Here is a 15,958-nt window from a genome sequence, read left to right as displayed (position 1 = left end):
CAAGATTTGGCCCACACACTCTGAAAGCAGGACTGACCGATACCGATAGACTAGGGTCCAAACCCAATCATCTGCTTGAAGGCGTGCGGCTTTCCTGATTCACAGGCGGTGTGGATCAAAAGAGGTGCGGGATGGCGCTGTTTTGGCTTTCGGACGAGGCGTGGGCGGCGATCGAACCGCATTTGCCAAAGAACCAGCCCGGTGCCCGACGGGTGGATGATCGTCGGGTAATCTCGGGCATCCTGCACGTGCTGAAGGTCGGTTGCCGGTGGTGCGACTGCCCGGCCGATTATGGTCCGTCGACGACAATCTATAACCGCTTCAACCGCTGGTCGCACAGGGGCTTCTGGCTGAAGCTGCTCGATGCCTTGGTGGATACCGGCGCGGTCACGAAAAGCACCGCGATCGACAGCACCTACGTCAAGGCACAGCGCGCGGCGTTCGGCGCAAAAGGGGGCGATCGAGCCAAGCGATCGGCCGTTCGCGCGGTGGCTGGACCACCAAGGTACACGCGCTCACCGACGTCATCGGCCCGCCCGTATGCGCTGATGCTGACGCCCGGCAACGTCAGCGACATCAAGGCCGCACCCGCGCTTCTCGAGCGCGCCGGGCACATGCGCTACCTGCTGGGCGACAAGGGCTACGACGCCGACCGGTTGCGGCGCTCGTTGCGCGATGCAGGGGCTGTCCCCGTTATCCCAGGTCGGCGCTACCGCAAGCGCATCATCCGCTATGACAAGGACCGCTATCGCGGTCGCCACCTCATCGAGAACGCCTTCTGCCGCCTGAAGGACTTCCGCCGCGTCGCCACCCGATACGACAAGCTCGCGGCCAACTTCCTGTCAGGCGTCGCGCTGGCAACCGCTTTGGCGTTCTGGCTCTGAATGAGTCTGAACCCTAGAGGACGGCAACCGAGACTTTACGACATAAAGCTGCTGGCAATCAGCCGGCGTCACGCTTTTAGCCCATCGCGGTCGTGCAGGCGTTGAGACAAATAGGCGATGCCGGCCTTTTTGATTTGTTCCGCCGAGCAGCACCCGATCGGCTTTGGCGCCGCCCAGGTAGCTCAACAATCTTAAGCATCAAGACCTTAGGATGGCGGGTTCCCGCCCTAGATCGTTTCACAATTTAACTGGGGGCAGACATGAGTTGGCTGCTGTGCCGTGCAGAAAGGCGCAGGCGCCGGTCTGAAGCGATAGGTAGCTTGTAAACACGATGAGGCTAGGTATATCGGCCTTCTAGTAGGTAGTGAAGGAGTGGGCATGAGCGGCACCGCCAACAAGCTGATTGAGGAGGCGACCAAGCTCATTACCGATGTCGGTTATAACGGCTTTAGTTACGCGGATCTCGCTGAGCGGCTTGCCATCCGGAAGCCGAGCATCCACCACCACTTTCCCTCCAAGGTTGACCTCGTTGTCGCAGTCGTCGAGCAGCAGCGTGATCACATCCGCGCTCAACTCAGCTTGCTGGAAGATCACAATCCCGACCCAATGGCGCAACTCGTAGCGTATGTAGATTACTGGAAGCGTTGCATTGAGAACGATTCCGCGACCTTCTGCCTTGCCGGCGTCCTTGCGGCCGAACTGCCCGGGCTGCCCGAGCAAGTGAGCGCCTCTGTACAGGGGCACTTCAATGACCTCGGTCGCTGGATCGAGCGCGTGCTGACGCTAGGTCTTGAGAAGGGCGACATTCGGCTGGAACTCGAGCCGAAGTTCTCTGCTCAATTCTTTCAAACAGCAGTTTATGGCGCCATGATCATGGCCCGGGCCTACAAGGATCCGACCAAATTCAGTCTTGTTGTTGATGCCTTTATCAACCGCATGCAGGTCCCGGGGCGCGTGTAATTGCCTGGGAACCTACGCACAGAAAATTTGTCTCTGACACTATTTCGTGATTGGCCGTAACATATTGTATTGGCTTGCCCTAGTCTCTGATGCCGAACCCCCAACAGACCAACCTGACTTGGTCTTCACTACCTTTGCATCCAGTAGGTTTGCCAAACGGTAGACCACGTCGCGAGGACCCAATTTTAGCGGCAGCACACCTGTAAAGCGCGCATGAGCAAGCTCGGGAGCTATGTCGACCGGCACACCCAACGATTGCGTCAAGTCAGCTGCCACGATGTCCAAGGTGTCATTCACGTAGACAAGCCGCCCATGCCGCCAGCTACCGACGCTGTGCGAAGCCACTTTGGAGAGCGTCACGTTTCGACCTGATACCACAAGCGCATCACCTGCGCCGATGCGAAGGTTTTCGCCGTCTGGATCGAACGCCACCGCGCCCTCGGCGACTGCAAGGCGTGTTGCGCGGCCGTGTACGCTAACGTTGAACTCGGTTCCGACATCACGAAACAATTGCCCGCTTGTCACGACCTCAAAAGGGTGTCTGGCATCGTGACCAACCCGGAGAAATACCTCACCCTTCTGCACGACAACCATCCGCTGTGCTCTACCCAACACAACCACTCGCGTATCGCCATTTAGAGCCAAAGACGTGCCACCGGCGAGCGTGACCTGTCGATTACGACCTGCTGCTGTTTGATATACTCGCTCCGGCTCCACTCCTCTTTGGGGTAACATGACGAAGGCGGTTATCGATGCTGCGAGTGCAAGGCCGGCTCCTGTCCACCAGGCTCGATGGGTGCGGAAGGTGCCGGGTCGAACGGACGTATCGTTCGCGGCGATAGGTGACGGTTCGCGAGCCAGCTGTTGCAAGGTTGATATGCCATCGGTCAGTGCCTCAGAGGCCCGATGATATAGTACGGGATTGCCGGGATCTGCCTCAAGCCAAGCCGCATGAGCTTCCCAGTCATCGAACTCCTGCGATTGGATGCGGATGACCCAGTCAAGTGCGTCTGACAGGTCGTCACCGCGGACATGCTTGGTCATCGTGGCGCCCCCACAGCCCCGTCCAAATCAATTTGCATCAATGCTATCGCTCGGTAGGCTTTTTGCAGATGCTTCTCCACCGAACTGAGTGATAACGCCTCGTCGAGGGCGATCTGTTTTTGTGAAACGCCATCGATCCTATGACGACGAAGAATGCGTTCAGTTTTTGGGCCAAGCTGACGGAGCACCTCCTCAGCTCTCCGAAGGGCGTCACGAACTATCGCGATCTGCTCGGCATTTGGCGCTGGGTCTGCTTCTAGAAGGCCTGTCTCGCCGTCCTGCCACATGTGGTCGCGTTCTTTCCGCCGCTTAGCCGCTCGCGCCTCGTCGATGATGAGATTGTGCGCCATCTTCATCAAATACGCTCGCGAGACCTCGGCGACAGGAGGTGTGCGCCCTATTTTAAGCCATAGCTCTTGCAGCAGATCATCAGCCTGATCGGCAAAACCGTGCGCTCGCATGTACCGTAGGATCATGTCGCGGTTCGCATGGAACAGGTCGATCAACGTCGGAGCGGAAATCACGTGAGTAAGCCCCTTGGGAACCAAGTAGACCACCGAACGCCGCTCATAGGGTCGCGTGTCGTTGCGCCTGAATAAGGCATGATTAGCCGCCCGTCCGGACAATTTATATCGCTCCACCTGCTTGTGATGGTCAAACGACACGTGACTGATGAACCCGCATGGGCGCGATCAAAAACTTGCATGCAGACCCAAGGTGAGCGTGCGAGGGCGCTGCGGCGTCAGCTGCTGCTCAGATCTGAGGGTAAACGGATTGCCATAGCCGAACAGACTAGAGCGGTCGTCGAGGATGTTCTCCACAGACAGCGTGAGGGAGGAGTGCCGGTGTGAAACTTGCGCCGCCAGGCTAGTAAAGATCGCGTCGCCTTGGCTAACGTCATGCAGGAAGGCGAAGCCGAGGCGCGATTTTCCTCGATACGCGAGGCGCCCTTCGAGACTGGCTTTCCAGCCATTTGCAATGGTCTTCTGCCATTCGATACCGGCAAAGGTAGCGACACTCGGTACGCTCGGGACTTCGGAGACGGCGGAGCCGGGACCGATGCCTATGCGCTTGGTCAATGAGCTGCCGGCCCGTAACGTCGTGTCGGATTTGATAAGCCACGATGCCGACAGATCTGCATTAAGTAAGGACGATCCATTCGAATTCGTGGTATACAGGAAGCCATATTCATCGACTACGCTGCTTTGCGTTCTGTTCCATCTCACAGCTGTCAACGATGCCTTGAGATCTAACGGCTGCCCTCCGGTGGACCTGTAAGTATACTCCAACGCGGTCGCGCGTATCTGGTCCTGCTCGTAGTATATCGAGTAGAAGCCTGGCGTTAGAACGTTGGCGAATTTTTGATCGACCCGATAGATCGAATTTCCACCTGACCGAAATCCCTGTCTAAGCGAGAGGGAAAGCGATGAATTCGCATCGATAAGCCACGTCGCTTCCGCCATCGGGGAGGCATTGCGTTCAGTCTGGCCGCCTCTCGAGAACCCGTTTGATGCTAAGATGAGCGTAGTGTCAGCTTGTTGCCGCGAGAAAGTCGATCGGAGCCCTGCCGTGAACAAGAATTCGCTCGCGCGAATAGAACGTTGACCAAACAGGGCGACGTTAAGGCGGTTGCTGTGGAGATTGGACGCAAGGCTAGCGAGGATCGTTTGGTCGCCAACCTGTTGTGCCACATCGCGCTCTGCAAAAGCTGCAATACCGATCACCCAACCGCTGCCTTTAGCGGACGATCGTGCGAAGCGCGTTTCATGGCTCAACGTTGTAAGGCGACGATCATCGCGAAAGGCTGCCGGTACGCCGGCCTTTTCCGTCCCATCGTATGTTGCGCTGAGAACGTTGCGCCCGACGGACGTCGTGGAGACAAGCTCGGCTTCTCCGACCGGGCCATGGACCTCGACGTCGAGCAGGCTAAATCGGTTCGAGGATGGTTGTGCAACGCTAGTTCTTCGCTCGAGCGATCCCTCGCCCGCCACGGCATAGTTGCTGTCGTGCGACAGGGTGCGCTGGTAGGTTCCAGTGACGTCGACCCGCCAGGTGCCGGGCTCGATGCGAATCTGGCCTCTTCCTCCCGACGTGATTGTGCGGTTGACGTCTTTTAGGTCCCGTTTCACGTCGTCTATGTAGCCGCCGTCGCGTGTTCGGTAGGCGAGCAGGCGAGCCCCAACACTCTCTGAAATGATCGGCAAGTTGATGACGCCGGCTAGCGCCCCGCCAAGCTCACCGTTCTGTGTTGTCGAGATTGAACCATCTACAAAACCGGCACTGCGGGATAGGTTGGGCCGTTCAGGCTCGATGCGCAAGACGCCACCGAGGGTCCCCCCTCCATACAAGGTGCCTTGTGCGCCCTTTAACAGCTCGACACGGCGTATGTCATAGAGAAGCAATCCCGGATCCGGAGCGTTGAAATTGAGCCTGGCTTCGCCCAGGTATTCGCCCAGCGTTGCTTCAGTAGCGCCTGCGAAGCTTGAGTCTGCGATCCCGCGAAGGAACAACTTGTCGCGGCCGCGACCTAGAGCTGTTGACGAGATGGCGGGAATGCGGCTGGCTAACTCTGCCGGGCCACGGCGAGCATCATTGTTGCTAAGCGCGCTGTCGAAAGCGACATAGTCAACGCTTCCGCCGAGCAGCGAGGCAGGTAACGATCGCTTTGCAATGACAACGATGTCCTGCGGTGGTTCTTCCAGTGGTGGAGACGAAGGACGGTCCGGCGCTACAGACTTTGGGATCGGAGCTTCCCGCTCCAGCCGAAAACTATGCTGGCCAACCTGCACCGCGCGCAGCCCGGTACCTTTAAGCATATGCTTCAGGGCCGTCTTTTCAGACACTCGTCCCTTAATAGCCTTGGTACGAAGGCGCGGATCGACGTGCAGCATGCCTCCGATCGACAGGTCGGATTGCATGCTTAATCGTTCGATCGCTTCAACAATCGACAGCGATGGTATGTTGAACGTTTCCGGCTCGGACGCAAAGGTCCGAGCCGGAACGCAGACGGCCGAAAGGCAGCCGATGTGCAGGAGCCAGCGACCTCTGCAAAAAGCCCGATCCAACCGCGCCAAAACCAATTACCGGGGCACTTTAGAAGCGGAACCCGATGCCGCTGAGGAGTTGATGACGCTCTGAGGTTGGCCCCTGAGGTCCCGTGCGGGAGTACCGGTATTCTGCCTTGATGAAGGCATGGCTGGAGAGCGCATGCTCGAGGCCGGCACCCAGCCGGAAACCGTTTTCGTTTATATGGCTATCGCGGTTTTCCATGACGCCTCCGAGTGTACCGTCGACCGAGGACTTCGAACGGACATTCTCGTACCCGCCGAGAACATAGCCCAGCGTATGATCTCCTACGACATAACCGAGGCGGGCGCCGGCGAACAGCGATCGCTGCCCTCGAGTACAGACACGCCCAGCGAAGCTAGGGGTCTGCATTGTGGCCTTGATGTCGTAGGTTCCACAGTTCTTGTTCGTGGTTCCCGTGATCTCGCCAAGCGCGCCGATCACGACATTTCCGGTTCTGACATCGTAGCCACCACCGATGCCATATACGAAGCTGTCATCCTTGAGGTCGCGGCCAAGCACTTCACGCTTGTCATGGTTCAGTCCTGCGACTGCCTCAACGTGGGGGCCAGAAAAGGTCTGCGCCTGCGCCGTGGTGGCGATCAGGGCAGGAATAGTCAAAATAAGTGCACGCGCAACGAACGGCATGAAGCCTCCTAGATGATGATGGGCAGTGAACGATGCCGACCGCCGCAGGCTCCTGTGTTCAAGCAACCTGTTCTGCGCCAACGGAGCCGATGGTAGGAACCCGCAACGCGATGCCAAAAAAATCCCGGGGCCCTAGGTCTGCCGCTACCGCCTCAACGATTTCCCGTTGGATGGTAGTCTGGCGGAACTATAGGCATCCCTGTCGTCAACACGCGGCCCTCTTGCCGCATGCGGATTGCTGAAGCGAAAAATCGGAAAAAACGGGCGTCAGGGGGCTGTTGGCGTATCAATCACTTACTGACTGCCGGATTTTCTTATGTTCGCATTGATGCCTGCGGGAAAAAATCCACCCATTTGCACACTGCCGCTGTTTAGATATAGGATGTTGAGCACCTGACCCGGCGTTCTTGCATACACAAGTCCAGAGCCATCGGTAGGCGAAAGGTTAGGCTTGGATGCCGTATCGACAACACCTTGATCCCCACGCGTTCCCGCAAGTGTATCGCGAAGGCGGCAAACGGCGTCGATTTGTCGGGAAAGGTCGGGGTTCTTGGATATCGCTCGATACAGATTGAACCTGATCGATGCGGCGTGATAGCTATCGCATCCAAGTATCCCGGCAAGGATGCCGGCGTACGCCTGTTGCTGCACCTTACCGATGAGTTGCTTGCAAAGACCAACAGCAACATCGCTCAGAAAGAATGAGCTCAGAAGGAAATTGTCATCACTCAGATAGGGGTCGAACGAGGCAGCCTCACTGACGATGCCAGCGCGTCGAGCCATTTGCGAAAACGCGCCATTTTGGCTTCCCGCGAGATCGATGGCAGGTCTCGCGACCGTCGTGTCCAATGTGGGATCAGATTGCGGGATCGGAAACAGTAGCTGCCGAATAACAGAGATCTGATCGATCTTGTCGAACGCGATCTCACGCACTTGGGCAGCGATGGCGGCGCTAGAGAAGTTGACGAGGCGTGGCCCCACGACATCACCCCGCTGGCCGATCCGACCCAGCAACGCATCGGGCAGCCCGACTCCAAAAGCCGCTTGCGAAAAAAACTCCGCTTCCAGATACTTAAACGTCAGCAGAAAATGGAGAATATCAACATCTTCCTGTCGAACGGAGCCTGTTCCCGGATTGGCGCCACCATTGGGTGGGGTAGACGAGCCTGATTGGCCTGAGTCATTGCAGCCTGCTAGCGACACCGCAAGGAGCGCACTTCCGACGAGTACCGACCGGGCAATTACAGAACGGCGCGCACGTTCGTGCGTTATCGTCGTGGACGGTGCCTGAGTGGGCAACACATCTAGATCATTAAGGAGTTTCATGCCGGTGCACTCGTCTTGAGGGTTCCATTGACACCCGCAGGAAAAAAGCCCCCGTTCGAGGCGGTGCCTGCCGTCATGTACATGATCCCCAGCGTCGGGCCGGAACCGCGACTGTACACGGATCCGAAGGCATCGGTCGGTGCGATGTTCGCAATGATTGTAGAAGCAGCTGCTCCCGGAGCGCGCGACATCTGGCCAAGCCCTTGGTCAATCTCCGTGCCGCCGTCGAATCGATCGCGAGTATCCGAGATGGCCTGGACTGCCGCGATCAGCCCGGGACTGACAATTGCGCGATCAAGGATAAGGCTGCGGATCAGAGCAGCATGGTGCGCGGAGGTCGCAAGCATCCCCGCGGCGATTTCCCGGGCAGCGGGATTTACGATCTGCGCGACACTGGCACGCCATAACGTTGGCATGACGTCTTCTGTTATGAATGCGCCAAGCAGGAAACTGTCATCACTGCTATACGGATCGAAAGCCGACGCCCCATCAATCAGTCCAGCAAATCGCATAAACGTCGAGAAACTGCCCGAAGGCTTGGCGGACACGTCGATAGCAGGCTGTGATACTGCGTTGCTTCCAAGAAGCTGGCGTAGGAGCACTATATGGGCAACCTTGTCCGCTGCGAGTTCTTCAGCGCAAGCTCGTATGAGCGGGTCCGCAAAGGTGACAGCGGTGCCTCCCTCTACGCTACCTCCTGCTCCCGACCCAGCGGGGAGGGTTGCCGGTATCGTCGAACCTAAAGCGCGGGTGTAATACTGGGCTTGAAGGTAAAGGAGGTTTATAGCAAGGTTTATCTCGTCAGCATCGGAGCTACTGTCGTTTGCCGCAAGCGCTGCGGTTGACACAGTACCAACAGCCGACGAGCTCGCGAAAACGGCGGCTTTCCGCATGAATGCACGACGAGATTGATTCAAATAAGTCTTCATCTGTAGAACATCCGCCTTACATTCTGCATATCTTAGAGATGCCATATGATGTGATCGCCTAGCGAGCACGCAGACATCCGTCCGGCAGGAAGATTACTTCGACTGCAGGGTTGGCAGCGAGCCGTTTTGCAAATCCGTTAAAACGCGCGACCAACGTGGAGCCCGGTAGTTCGCCCCGCGATGTATGCCGACTAGTAGGTAGTCTGGATGTTGTCAACTCTGCCCTTGATCGCCCGGTGTCGGATTAGCCGAGACGCGGCGGTGCACCCGGCCACGCTTGCATTGCAGCGGTCAGCAAAGCACATGCGTTGCTCGAGTGGACACTCCAGAGGCTCCCTGCTCCGAATGCCCATGGGTTCCTGACGGCGGGCTGGAGACGAAATGGGCATTGAGGTGTCGGCGGCAAAAGCCGTCACGATCAACGATCAGCATGAGAATGGCGTCGACACGTCGGTGGCGGGAACCCCCTACCGAGCACGTTTCCAAGGCATGCCGCTGTTGCATGTGTTCAGTCGAAACCAGCGCGGCCAACGGCGCGATGACGGCAATCCGCTGATCCACGCCCTTAAGGGGCGCAGGGGGTTTTCGATCCTGCCCTTTTGGAAGAGCCAACTCATGGCACGCGCGCGCTTGATCCTCGAGGCGCCACATGCGGACCTCGAGAAGTTCGATTTTGTGCTGCCTTTACCGTCTTCGTCACCGTTCTGCGCGGAGTTTGCAGCTATGGTGTCGGACGTGTCCGGCACGCCAATTTTGGAACCAACGTTCCTTCGCAAGCGCACCGTTGGCGAAGTGCTTGCGGAAGCGAAGGCTAATCCACCGGCGAGGATGTCGCCACGGCAACGCAGCGTTTGGGGCTCACAGATGCACGCTTGGGAGGGCACAAACCCCGACGCGATTTTTCAGGCCAAGGACACCGAAATTGTCTTGAGGCCTTTTTTCAGGGCGTTCGCCGTCGATGGCGAGGGGCCCGATCTCACACAAACGCGCGTTCTCGTCGTGGACGACATCTTTGCCACCGGTTCATCGCTTGCCTCAGCTCGCGACATTCTGGAAAACGGCTTTGGCGCGTCCATTGCCGCGATCGGTGCTGTCAGTCTAACGCGAACCGCTCTCCACATGATGCATGCCGGTCTTTGATGGCTGCCGCCTAGCTTGCAAGATTCTGCCATTCCGCCAGCGCGGCGGAGCGTCGTTCCCGGTAGGTTTGTCGGTCGGTGAGGTGGCGCTCCAGGCTAAAGTGGTTGTGAACGTTGGCGTGAACCGAGGCGAACTTATGCAGCGTCTTCATCTGCCTGAACCGCAGCATCGCCCGCTCCCTTCGTCGAAAAGGCAAATGGCTGTTCTCGACCCGGTTGTTCGCCCAGCGGCCGATGTCCTGGCGGGCGCGGCAGCCCAGCTCGTCCAGGGCAGCACCATAGCTGCGTAGACCATCAGTCGTTATAGTGTCGGGCGAGCCGTGGCGTTTCAGGGCCTTCTTCATGAAGGCCAGCGCCGCCGCCTTGTCGCGACTGCGCGTGACGTAGCTTTCCAGCACCTCGCCTTCATGATCCACCGCTCGCCACAGGTAGACCATCTCGCTGTTCAGCTTCACATACATCTCGTCGAGGTGCCATCGCCAGTGACGGAAACCTCGCATGCGGCTGACGCGTGCACGGCGGATGTCGCTGGCAAACAGCGGACCGAACCTGTTCCACCACAGCCGCACCGTCTCGTGGCAGATGTCGATCCCGCGCTCGAACAGCAGATCTTCCACGTTCCGCAACGACAGCGGAAAGCGCACGTACATCAGCACCACCAGCCGGACCACCTCCGGCGACGAGTTGAAACGGCGAAACGGACTGGGCGGCAGCGCCCTCGATTTCCGGCTCATTCGCCGTCAATATCAGCCCCCTGCCCCGTCTGCCACGTTGGTTTGACGGAGCCGTTCAGGATGATCTCGCCTCCGGCAGGCTGGTGCGCGTGCTGGCTGACTGGTGTCCGCCCTTTTCGGGCTATCACCTGTATTATCCCAGTCGGCGGCAAAACTCGCTGGCGTTCCGTTTGCTGGTCGATGCGCTGCGCCTCAGGAGCTAGTCTGCGACTGAACCTCGTTCAAAGATCGAGAGCCTTCACAGTGCGTATCAGGACCGCTTGGTTGAGGGCGATGGCGTGCAACAAATAACAGCCGAAGGTGTCAGAACCGGTCGGTTGTGACGCTGCAGAACCTACCACGGTCTTTCGAGGGTTTGCGTGTGTCAGAAACCCGGGTCGGAATGTCCGCTCCCGAGATCGGCACGGTGCCTCGGCTACGACCACCTTTGGGTCGGAAACCGACCGGCAGATTGCGGCTGCTCCGACCCAATTGCGGTCATTCAGACCGCCATCCCCGCTCCCCAACTCCTGCCATTCATTCATTTTCTAAATCGGGTTCGAAGGCCCAGGTGCTTCCTATGCTAACACGGCTAGATTTGGGACATTTCTGCCGTTCACCGGCGACGCGGCGAACGGCGGGTCTTATCAAATGCCGACATTCAGCGATCGCACCCCTGTTCTCATGGGCCGACTGAAATTGGGCCGCAAGCCAACTGGCGGCTTCTGATAGACAACGTAAGAATGAAGACTCCACCGCGACCTCAACGCGAGGCATGGTGATGTTACTTGCAGACATTTTTAAACGAAGTTCACCCACCTGTTTTCTGACCATTGCCGCCGATGCCGAGCTTGTTATCAGTGTCTGTCGTCGTGAAGGCTTTCCAATCGCACCCGTCTAGCCGCAGCCAATGATCCGCGGTGCCCGATCTTCCGACTCTGGCATGTCTGCCTCCGCGACATCTTTCTCGACCGCACCGCGCAAGGCCCAGCCGCGATCGAGCCAAGCCAAGGCAACCTGCGCGCGCAACAGCACGATGTCGTGCGGCGGATCGGCCGCCAGCCACGCGTTATAGTCGGCCTGAAATGAGGTCACCCGCATCGAGCCGAATCGCCCAGCGTGCCGCCCCGTTATAGATGGGCACCCTCGCGTTATCCGCAGCCACTAAGTCACTCAATTTCAACCGAAATGATTGGTGCGGCCAAGATCAGCCTGGCAGCGCGGCAATGTTTTGGTTATGTTCCACTCGATGCCGAAACGTCACCACTACGTCCCGGTCACCTACCTGAAGAATTTCTGTGATGCCGCGGGGCAGCTGCAGGTCTTCCGCAAGGACGATCCTGCTCGGCCCTTCCGGCAGCGCCCGGAGTCGACCGGGTTCGAGCGCTATTATTATTCGCAGTTCGACGATGAGGGTATGCGCAACGACGATCGACTCGAGGCGATCTTCAGCGAGATCGAGACGAAGTGGCCGACAATCGTCACAGCCCTCGCCAACCGCGAGGCGATGTTTGAAGCCGCGCCTCATATCATCACCTTCCTCGGCCTCATGCGCGTGCGGGTGCCGGCGTTCCGCGATCCCGCCGAGCTGTACCTCGGCCACTCGGTGCACACACAGGCGCTGCTCATGCACGCCGCCGGGAAGCTGCCGCCGCTCCCCGAGGGCTTCCCGGACCTGATGGAGAAGATCCAGGTCACCATCGACCCGCAAAAATCGCTCGAGATAATGGCGCGCGCGCTCAACGACATGGGCAAGCTGTTCGCCACGCTCAGCTTCGATGTGCTGCACAACGCGTCCGATCACGCGTTCCTCACCAGCGACAATCCGGTGATCTATTATGACCCGCGCGTCCCGACGCCGGCGATGCGACCCTATAAGATTGCGCAGGACGCCGGCCGGATCGAGCTGCTGTTTCCGGTGACGACCCGGATGGTCCTGCGCGGTCGCAGCCGTCCGCGCCGGCCGGACATCGGCCACCGCACGATCACCGACCGCAAGGCGATTGCCAGGATCAATCGGCTGATCTGCCGCTTCGGCTACCACACGATCTTCGCGTCCGGTACGCGCGAAGCGTCGCTGATCGCGGGCTCCGCTGCGCTGTCGCCGGTGGCACAGCTCGACCGCGTGCCGTCGCCCGAAGGCGGCTATTATGCGTTCGGTCAGTTCATTTTCGGCCCGCGTCCCGACAAGCCGAAGTGGAACGGACCACGCGAGCGCGACCGGAAGTCGGCGGTTCGGGAAGCCCCTGCCGATGAACCGGAGGCGATGCCATGACGGTCTCGAAGCGGCACCATTATACGCCGCGCTATTATCTCAAGCGGTTCGAGACCGAGGCCGGCGCGCTGTGGCGGCTCGACAGCGAGACGGGGAAGATCACCAAGGGCAATAATGAGCGCTTCGGGTTCAAGAAGCGCTGGAACAGCTTGCGCAATCCACCGCCCGGCTATGCGCCGGACTGGGCGGAGAAGCAGATCGCGGTGATCGATGGTATGGCGTCGAAGGTCATCACGGAGATTCTCGAGGGTCAGTTCCCGGCCGATATCCGCAAGCTCGCCATGGCGATTTCGTTCATGCACCATAACCAGCCGCGATTGCGGCACGAGCTGGAGACGGTCCATCCCGACAAGGTCGGCCACTGGAGCGAGGATTATTGGCTTGTGGTCCGGCTGAAGACCGCACTCGACAATTGGGAGAGCTATATTCCGCTCTATTATGCGCTCAACGTGATCCCGCCGGGCAGCGACCAACGATTCCTGACCTCCAGCAATCCGTTGATCGACTTCACCAACAAGCCGACGATGCTGCTGCCGCTGTCGAGCCGCCATTGCCTGTTTCTGTCGAACGACCCCGCGCACCGGAATTTCGGACCGGTGACTCGCACGCCGGACGCGGACGAGATCGCCGGCATCAATCGCACGACGATCAAGAACGCCTGGCAGTATCTCTATTCATCCACCGAAAGCTTCGCCGAATAGCGACGCCCAGCTCCGACCATTTCGCAGGATCGCACATCATTCCTCGCTCAGATCGAAGCCGTCGGGTGCGGGTTCGAGATAGACATCGCGTGGCTGGTCCTGGCCGAACAATTTGCCGTCGCGCTTTTTCTTCCACGCCTCGATGCGGCGTTCGATCGGCCGGTTGAGCGAATAGCCGAACCGGTCGAGCAGCGGGCCTTCCACATAGTCTCCGGTCCACAACACCATGCGGGCATCGGCGATCTTGGCGAGCAAGGTGCCATAGCGCCAGAAGTCGACGCGGTCGCCGGTCTCGGCGAGGCGCTGATACCAGATGCGTGACCAGCGGTTGCGATCATAGGCGAACCGCGCTGCCTCGGCGGCCCGCCCGACCATTCCGCCATGATTGTCGAACCGCGCGATCGTCGCGCCGGCGGTCTCGCTCTCATCGGCGAAGCCAAGGATCGTCAGCGCCCGAGCGGTGGCGACGGGATGGCCGGTCGCGATCTCGCGCGTCGCATAATCTTCCAGCCAGGATTGCCGTCCGGCATGGTAGGCGGCGAGCACTTCACTTGCCAGCGCGTGGTCACTCGAACAGCGCGCGAGCCGGTCGCGACGCAACGCCTCCATCGCGCCGGAATCCTCGCTGTGCCAGATATCCCAGGTCATCAGCGGGATCGAACCCGCCGAACGCGTGATGCGGACAAAGGCCTCGCGGCCAGTGCAACGGCGGAACAGCGCGACGGCGAGATCCGGGTCTGCGGTGGACAGCGCCCGGGCGATGCGAGAGGCGAGATTAGCGATGCGCGGCAACCGGCTGGTCGGGACATCGAGCAACTGCCTGGCAATGGCCTGAAGCGCGGCGAGGTCGGTTTCGGCGATCGCGCGCATCGCATTCGAGCCGATATCGCGCAGGATCAGCTCGGCACCGCTTTTGGTGAGCTTAGCCTCGAACGCCTGGAAGCGATCCCACCCGGCCTTCTGGCGCGCGGCGAACGCCTCGTCGCTTTCGTTGATCCGGGCGAAGCGCTGGTCATCCGGCAAATCGGCGTCGTCATCCTCGAGCGAGAAGCGGGCGACGGCGTCGGCATCGGCTGTGTCACTCAACGAAACGCGCGGTGGCCGGAACGGCATCACCGCTTCGAGCACGCGCGCGGTGGCCTGACCGATCAGGCTGGCGAGCGGCGTACCGACGGCGGCGGCACCAAGCTTTTCCGCTGCCGCGCCATAGCGATCGGGGCTGACACGCGCGACGGCTTCGGCTCCGCTCAACAGGCCCCGCTTCGCCGCGGCGATCATCATCGACGAGGGTGCTGTCAGTCTAACGCGAACCGCTCTCCACACGATGCACGGCGGCCTTTGAGGGCGGCAGCCTAGCTGGCGAGCCCCTGCCACTCCGCGAGCGCGGCGGAGCGTCGTTCCCGGTAGGTCCGGCGGTCGATGAGATGTCGTTCGAGGCTGAAGTGATTGTGGACGTTGGCGTGGACGGATGCGAACTTTTGCAACGTCTTCATCTGCCTGAACCGTAGCATAGCACGCTCCCGTCGTCGGAACGGCAGATGGCTGTTCTCGACACGGTTGTTCGCCCAGCGACCGATCTCCTGACGATCGCGGCAGCCAAGCTCGTCCATGGCAGCGCCATAGCTGCGTAGACCATCGGTGGTGATCGCCTTGGGTGAACCGTGGCGCTTTAGCGCCTTCTTAATAAAGCCAAGAGCGGCTGCCTTATCACGTGTCTTTGTAACGTAGCTTTCCAGCACCTCGCCCTCGTGATCCACTGCCCGCCACAGATAGACCATCTCGCCGTTCAGCTTCACGTACATCTCGTCAAGGTGCCATCGCCAGTGGCGAAAACCGCACATCCGGCTCGCCCGCTGACGGCGGATGTCACCGGCAAACAACGGACCGAACCTGTTCCACCACAGTCGCACCGTCTCGTGGCAGATGTCGATGCCGCGCTCGAACAGCAGGTCTTCCACATTCCGCAGTGACAGCGGAAAGCGCACATACATCAGCACTACCAGCCGGATCACCTCGGGCGAAGAGTTGAAACGACGAAACGGGCTGGGAGATAACGCTCTCGATTTCCGGCTCATTCGTGATTGATATCAGCCCCCTGCCTCGCTTGCCACGTTGGTTTGACGGAACCCGCCGTTCCGCAGCGACAGCGGAAAGCGCAAATACATCGGCACGACCAGCCGGATCACCTCCGGAGAGGAGTTGAAGCGGCGAAATGGGTTGGGCGGCAACGCCCTCGATTTCCGGCTCATCCGTGACCGTTATCAGCCCCCTGC

The 15,958-nt window shown here is 59.6% G+C and carries 16 protein-coding genes and 1 pseudogene; 6 read left to right on the top strand and 11 right to left on the bottom strand.

Annotation, left to right across the window (positions count from 1 at the left end; genetic code table 11):
* Positions 1-131 precede the first annotated feature (131 nt).
* The gene (locus NF699_02515) at positions 132-884 is read left to right on the top strand and encodes an IS5 family transposase (GenBank protein USU05594.1); all 753 of its coding nucleotides are present in this window, start codon (positions 132-134) and stop codon (positions 882-884) included.
* 378 nt (positions 885-1,262) lie between these two features.
* Complete coding sequence (locus NF699_02510) at positions 1,263-1,844, top strand: TetR/AcrR family transcriptional regulator (GenBank protein USU05593.1); 582 nt, start codon at positions 1,263-1,265, stop codon at positions 1,842-1,844.
* A gap of 39 nt (positions 1,845-1,883) precedes the next feature.
* On the opposite strand, the gene NF699_02505 is transcribed toward NF699_02510, so the two are convergent.
* The 6 genes from NF699_02505 to NF699_02480 all read right to left on the bottom strand — a co-directional run bounded on the left by NF699_02505 (position 1,884) and on the right by NF699_02480 (position 8,857).
* Positions 1,884-2,888 carry a FecR domain-containing protein gene (locus NF699_02505; protein ID USU05592.1) on the bottom strand — a complete coding sequence of 335 codons (1,005 nt, stop codon included), beginning with the start codon at positions 2,886-2,888 and terminating at the stop codon, positions 1,884-1,886.
* Positions 2,885-3,394, bottom strand: coding sequence for an RNA polymerase sigma factor (locus NF699_02500; protein ID USU05591.1), 510 nt, complete (start codon positions 3,392-3,394; stop codon positions 2,885-2,887). Before NF699_02500 ends, NF699_02505 begins: the two co-directional genes overlap by 4 nt.
* Before the next feature lie 186 nt (positions 3,395-3,580).
* Positions 3,581-5,806 carry a hypothetical protein gene (locus NF699_02495; protein USU05590.1) on the bottom strand — a complete coding sequence of 742 codons (2,226 nt, stop codon included), beginning with the start codon at positions 5,804-5,806 and terminating at the stop codon, positions 3,581-3,583.
* 175 nt (positions 5,807-5,981) lie between these two features.
* Entirely contained in the window at positions 5,982-6,602 is a 621-nt protein-coding gene (locus tag NF699_02490; GenBank protein ID USU05589.1) for a porin family protein, read from the bottom strand.
* 294 nt (positions 6,603-6,896) lie between these two features.
* A complete protein-coding gene (locus NF699_02485) occupies positions 6,897-7,928 on the bottom strand; it encodes a ferritin-like domain-containing protein (protein USU05588.1) in 1,032 nt (343 codons plus the stop codon).
* A complete protein-coding gene (locus NF699_02480) occupies positions 7,925-8,857 on the bottom strand; it encodes a ferritin-like domain-containing protein (protein ID USU05587.1) in 933 nt (310 codons plus the stop codon). The genes NF699_02485 and NF699_02480 overlap by 4 nt, the downstream gene beginning before the upstream one ends.
* A 381-nt stretch (positions 8,858-9,238) precedes the next feature.
* On the opposite strand from NF699_02480, the gene NF699_02475 reads away from it, so the two are divergent.
* Complete coding sequence (locus tag NF699_02475) at positions 9,239-9,997, top strand: hypothetical protein (protein USU05586.1); 759 nt, start codon at positions 9,239-9,241, stop codon at positions 9,995-9,997.
* 10 nt (positions 9,998-10,007) lie between these two features.
* Here NF699_02475 and NF699_02470 read toward each other — a convergent pair whose 3' ends face one another.
* Positions 10,008-10,730: an IS6 family transposase gene (locus NF699_02470; protein ID USU05585.1), complete on the bottom strand. Its 723-nt coding sequence runs from the start codon at positions 10,728-10,730 to the stop codon at positions 10,008-10,010.
* 53 nt (positions 10,731-10,783) lie between these two features.
* On the opposite strand from NF699_02470, the pseudogene NF699_02465 reads away from it, so the two are divergent.
* Positions 10,784-10,933 (top strand): annotated as a pseudogene (locus NF699_02465) (LysR substrate-binding domain-containing protein).
* A 673-nt stretch (positions 10,934-11,606) separates the two neighbouring features.
* On the opposite strand, the gene NF699_02460 reads toward NF699_02465, so the two are convergent.
* Positions 11,607-11,810 carry a hypothetical protein gene (locus NF699_02460; protein ID USU05584.1) on the bottom strand — a complete coding sequence of 68 codons (204 nt, stop codon included), beginning with the start codon at positions 11,808-11,810 and terminating at the stop codon, positions 11,607-11,609.
* Positions 11,811-11,958: 148 nt separating this feature from the next.
* On the opposite strand from NF699_02460, the gene NF699_02455 reads away from it, so the two are divergent.
* Both NF699_02455 and NF699_02450 read left to right on the top strand, forming a co-directional pair.
* Positions 11,959-12,984 carry a DUF4238 domain-containing protein gene (locus NF699_02455; GenBank protein USU05583.1) on the top strand — a complete coding sequence of 342 codons (1,026 nt, stop codon included), beginning with the start codon at positions 11,959-11,961 and terminating at the stop codon, positions 12,982-12,984.
* Positions 12,981-13,685 (top strand): DUF4238 domain-containing protein, encoded by a 705-nt coding sequence (locus NF699_02450; GenBank protein ID USU05582.1) that lies wholly within the window; start codon positions 12,981-12,983, stop codon positions 13,683-13,685. Before NF699_02455 ends, NF699_02450 begins: the two co-directional genes overlap by 4 nt.
* A gap of 36 nt (positions 13,686-13,721) precedes the next feature.
* On the opposite strand, the gene NF699_02445 is transcribed toward NF699_02450, so the two are convergent.
* The 3 genes from NF699_02445 to NF699_02435 all read right to left on the bottom strand — a co-directional run bounded on the left by NF699_02445 (position 13,722) and on the right by NF699_02435 (position 15,934).
* Positions 13,722-14,966 (bottom strand): hypothetical protein, encoded by a 1,245-nt coding sequence (locus NF699_02445; protein ID USU05581.1) that lies wholly within the window; start codon positions 14,964-14,966, stop codon positions 13,722-13,724.
* A 71-nt stretch (positions 14,967-15,037) separates the two neighbouring features.
* A complete protein-coding gene (locus NF699_02440; GenBank protein USU05580.1) occupies positions 15,038-15,760 on the bottom strand; it encodes an IS6 family transposase in 723 nt (240 codons plus the stop codon).
* Between the two features lie 12 nt (positions 15,761-15,772).
* Entirely contained in the window at positions 15,773-15,934 is a 162-nt protein-coding gene (locus NF699_02435; GenBank protein ID USU05579.1) for a hypothetical protein, read from the bottom strand.
* Positions 15,935-15,958 lie beyond the last annotated feature (24 nt).

The organism is Sphingomonadaceae bacterium OTU29LAMAA1 (genome assembly GCA_024072375.1).
In the GTDB taxonomy this organism is placed as follows: Bacteria; Pseudomonadota; Alphaproteobacteria; order Sphingomonadales; family Sphingomonadaceae; genus Sphingomonas.
The sequence above is the reverse complement of the archived record's forward strand: the minus strand, read 5'-3'. Positions and strand labels throughout refer to the sequence as shown.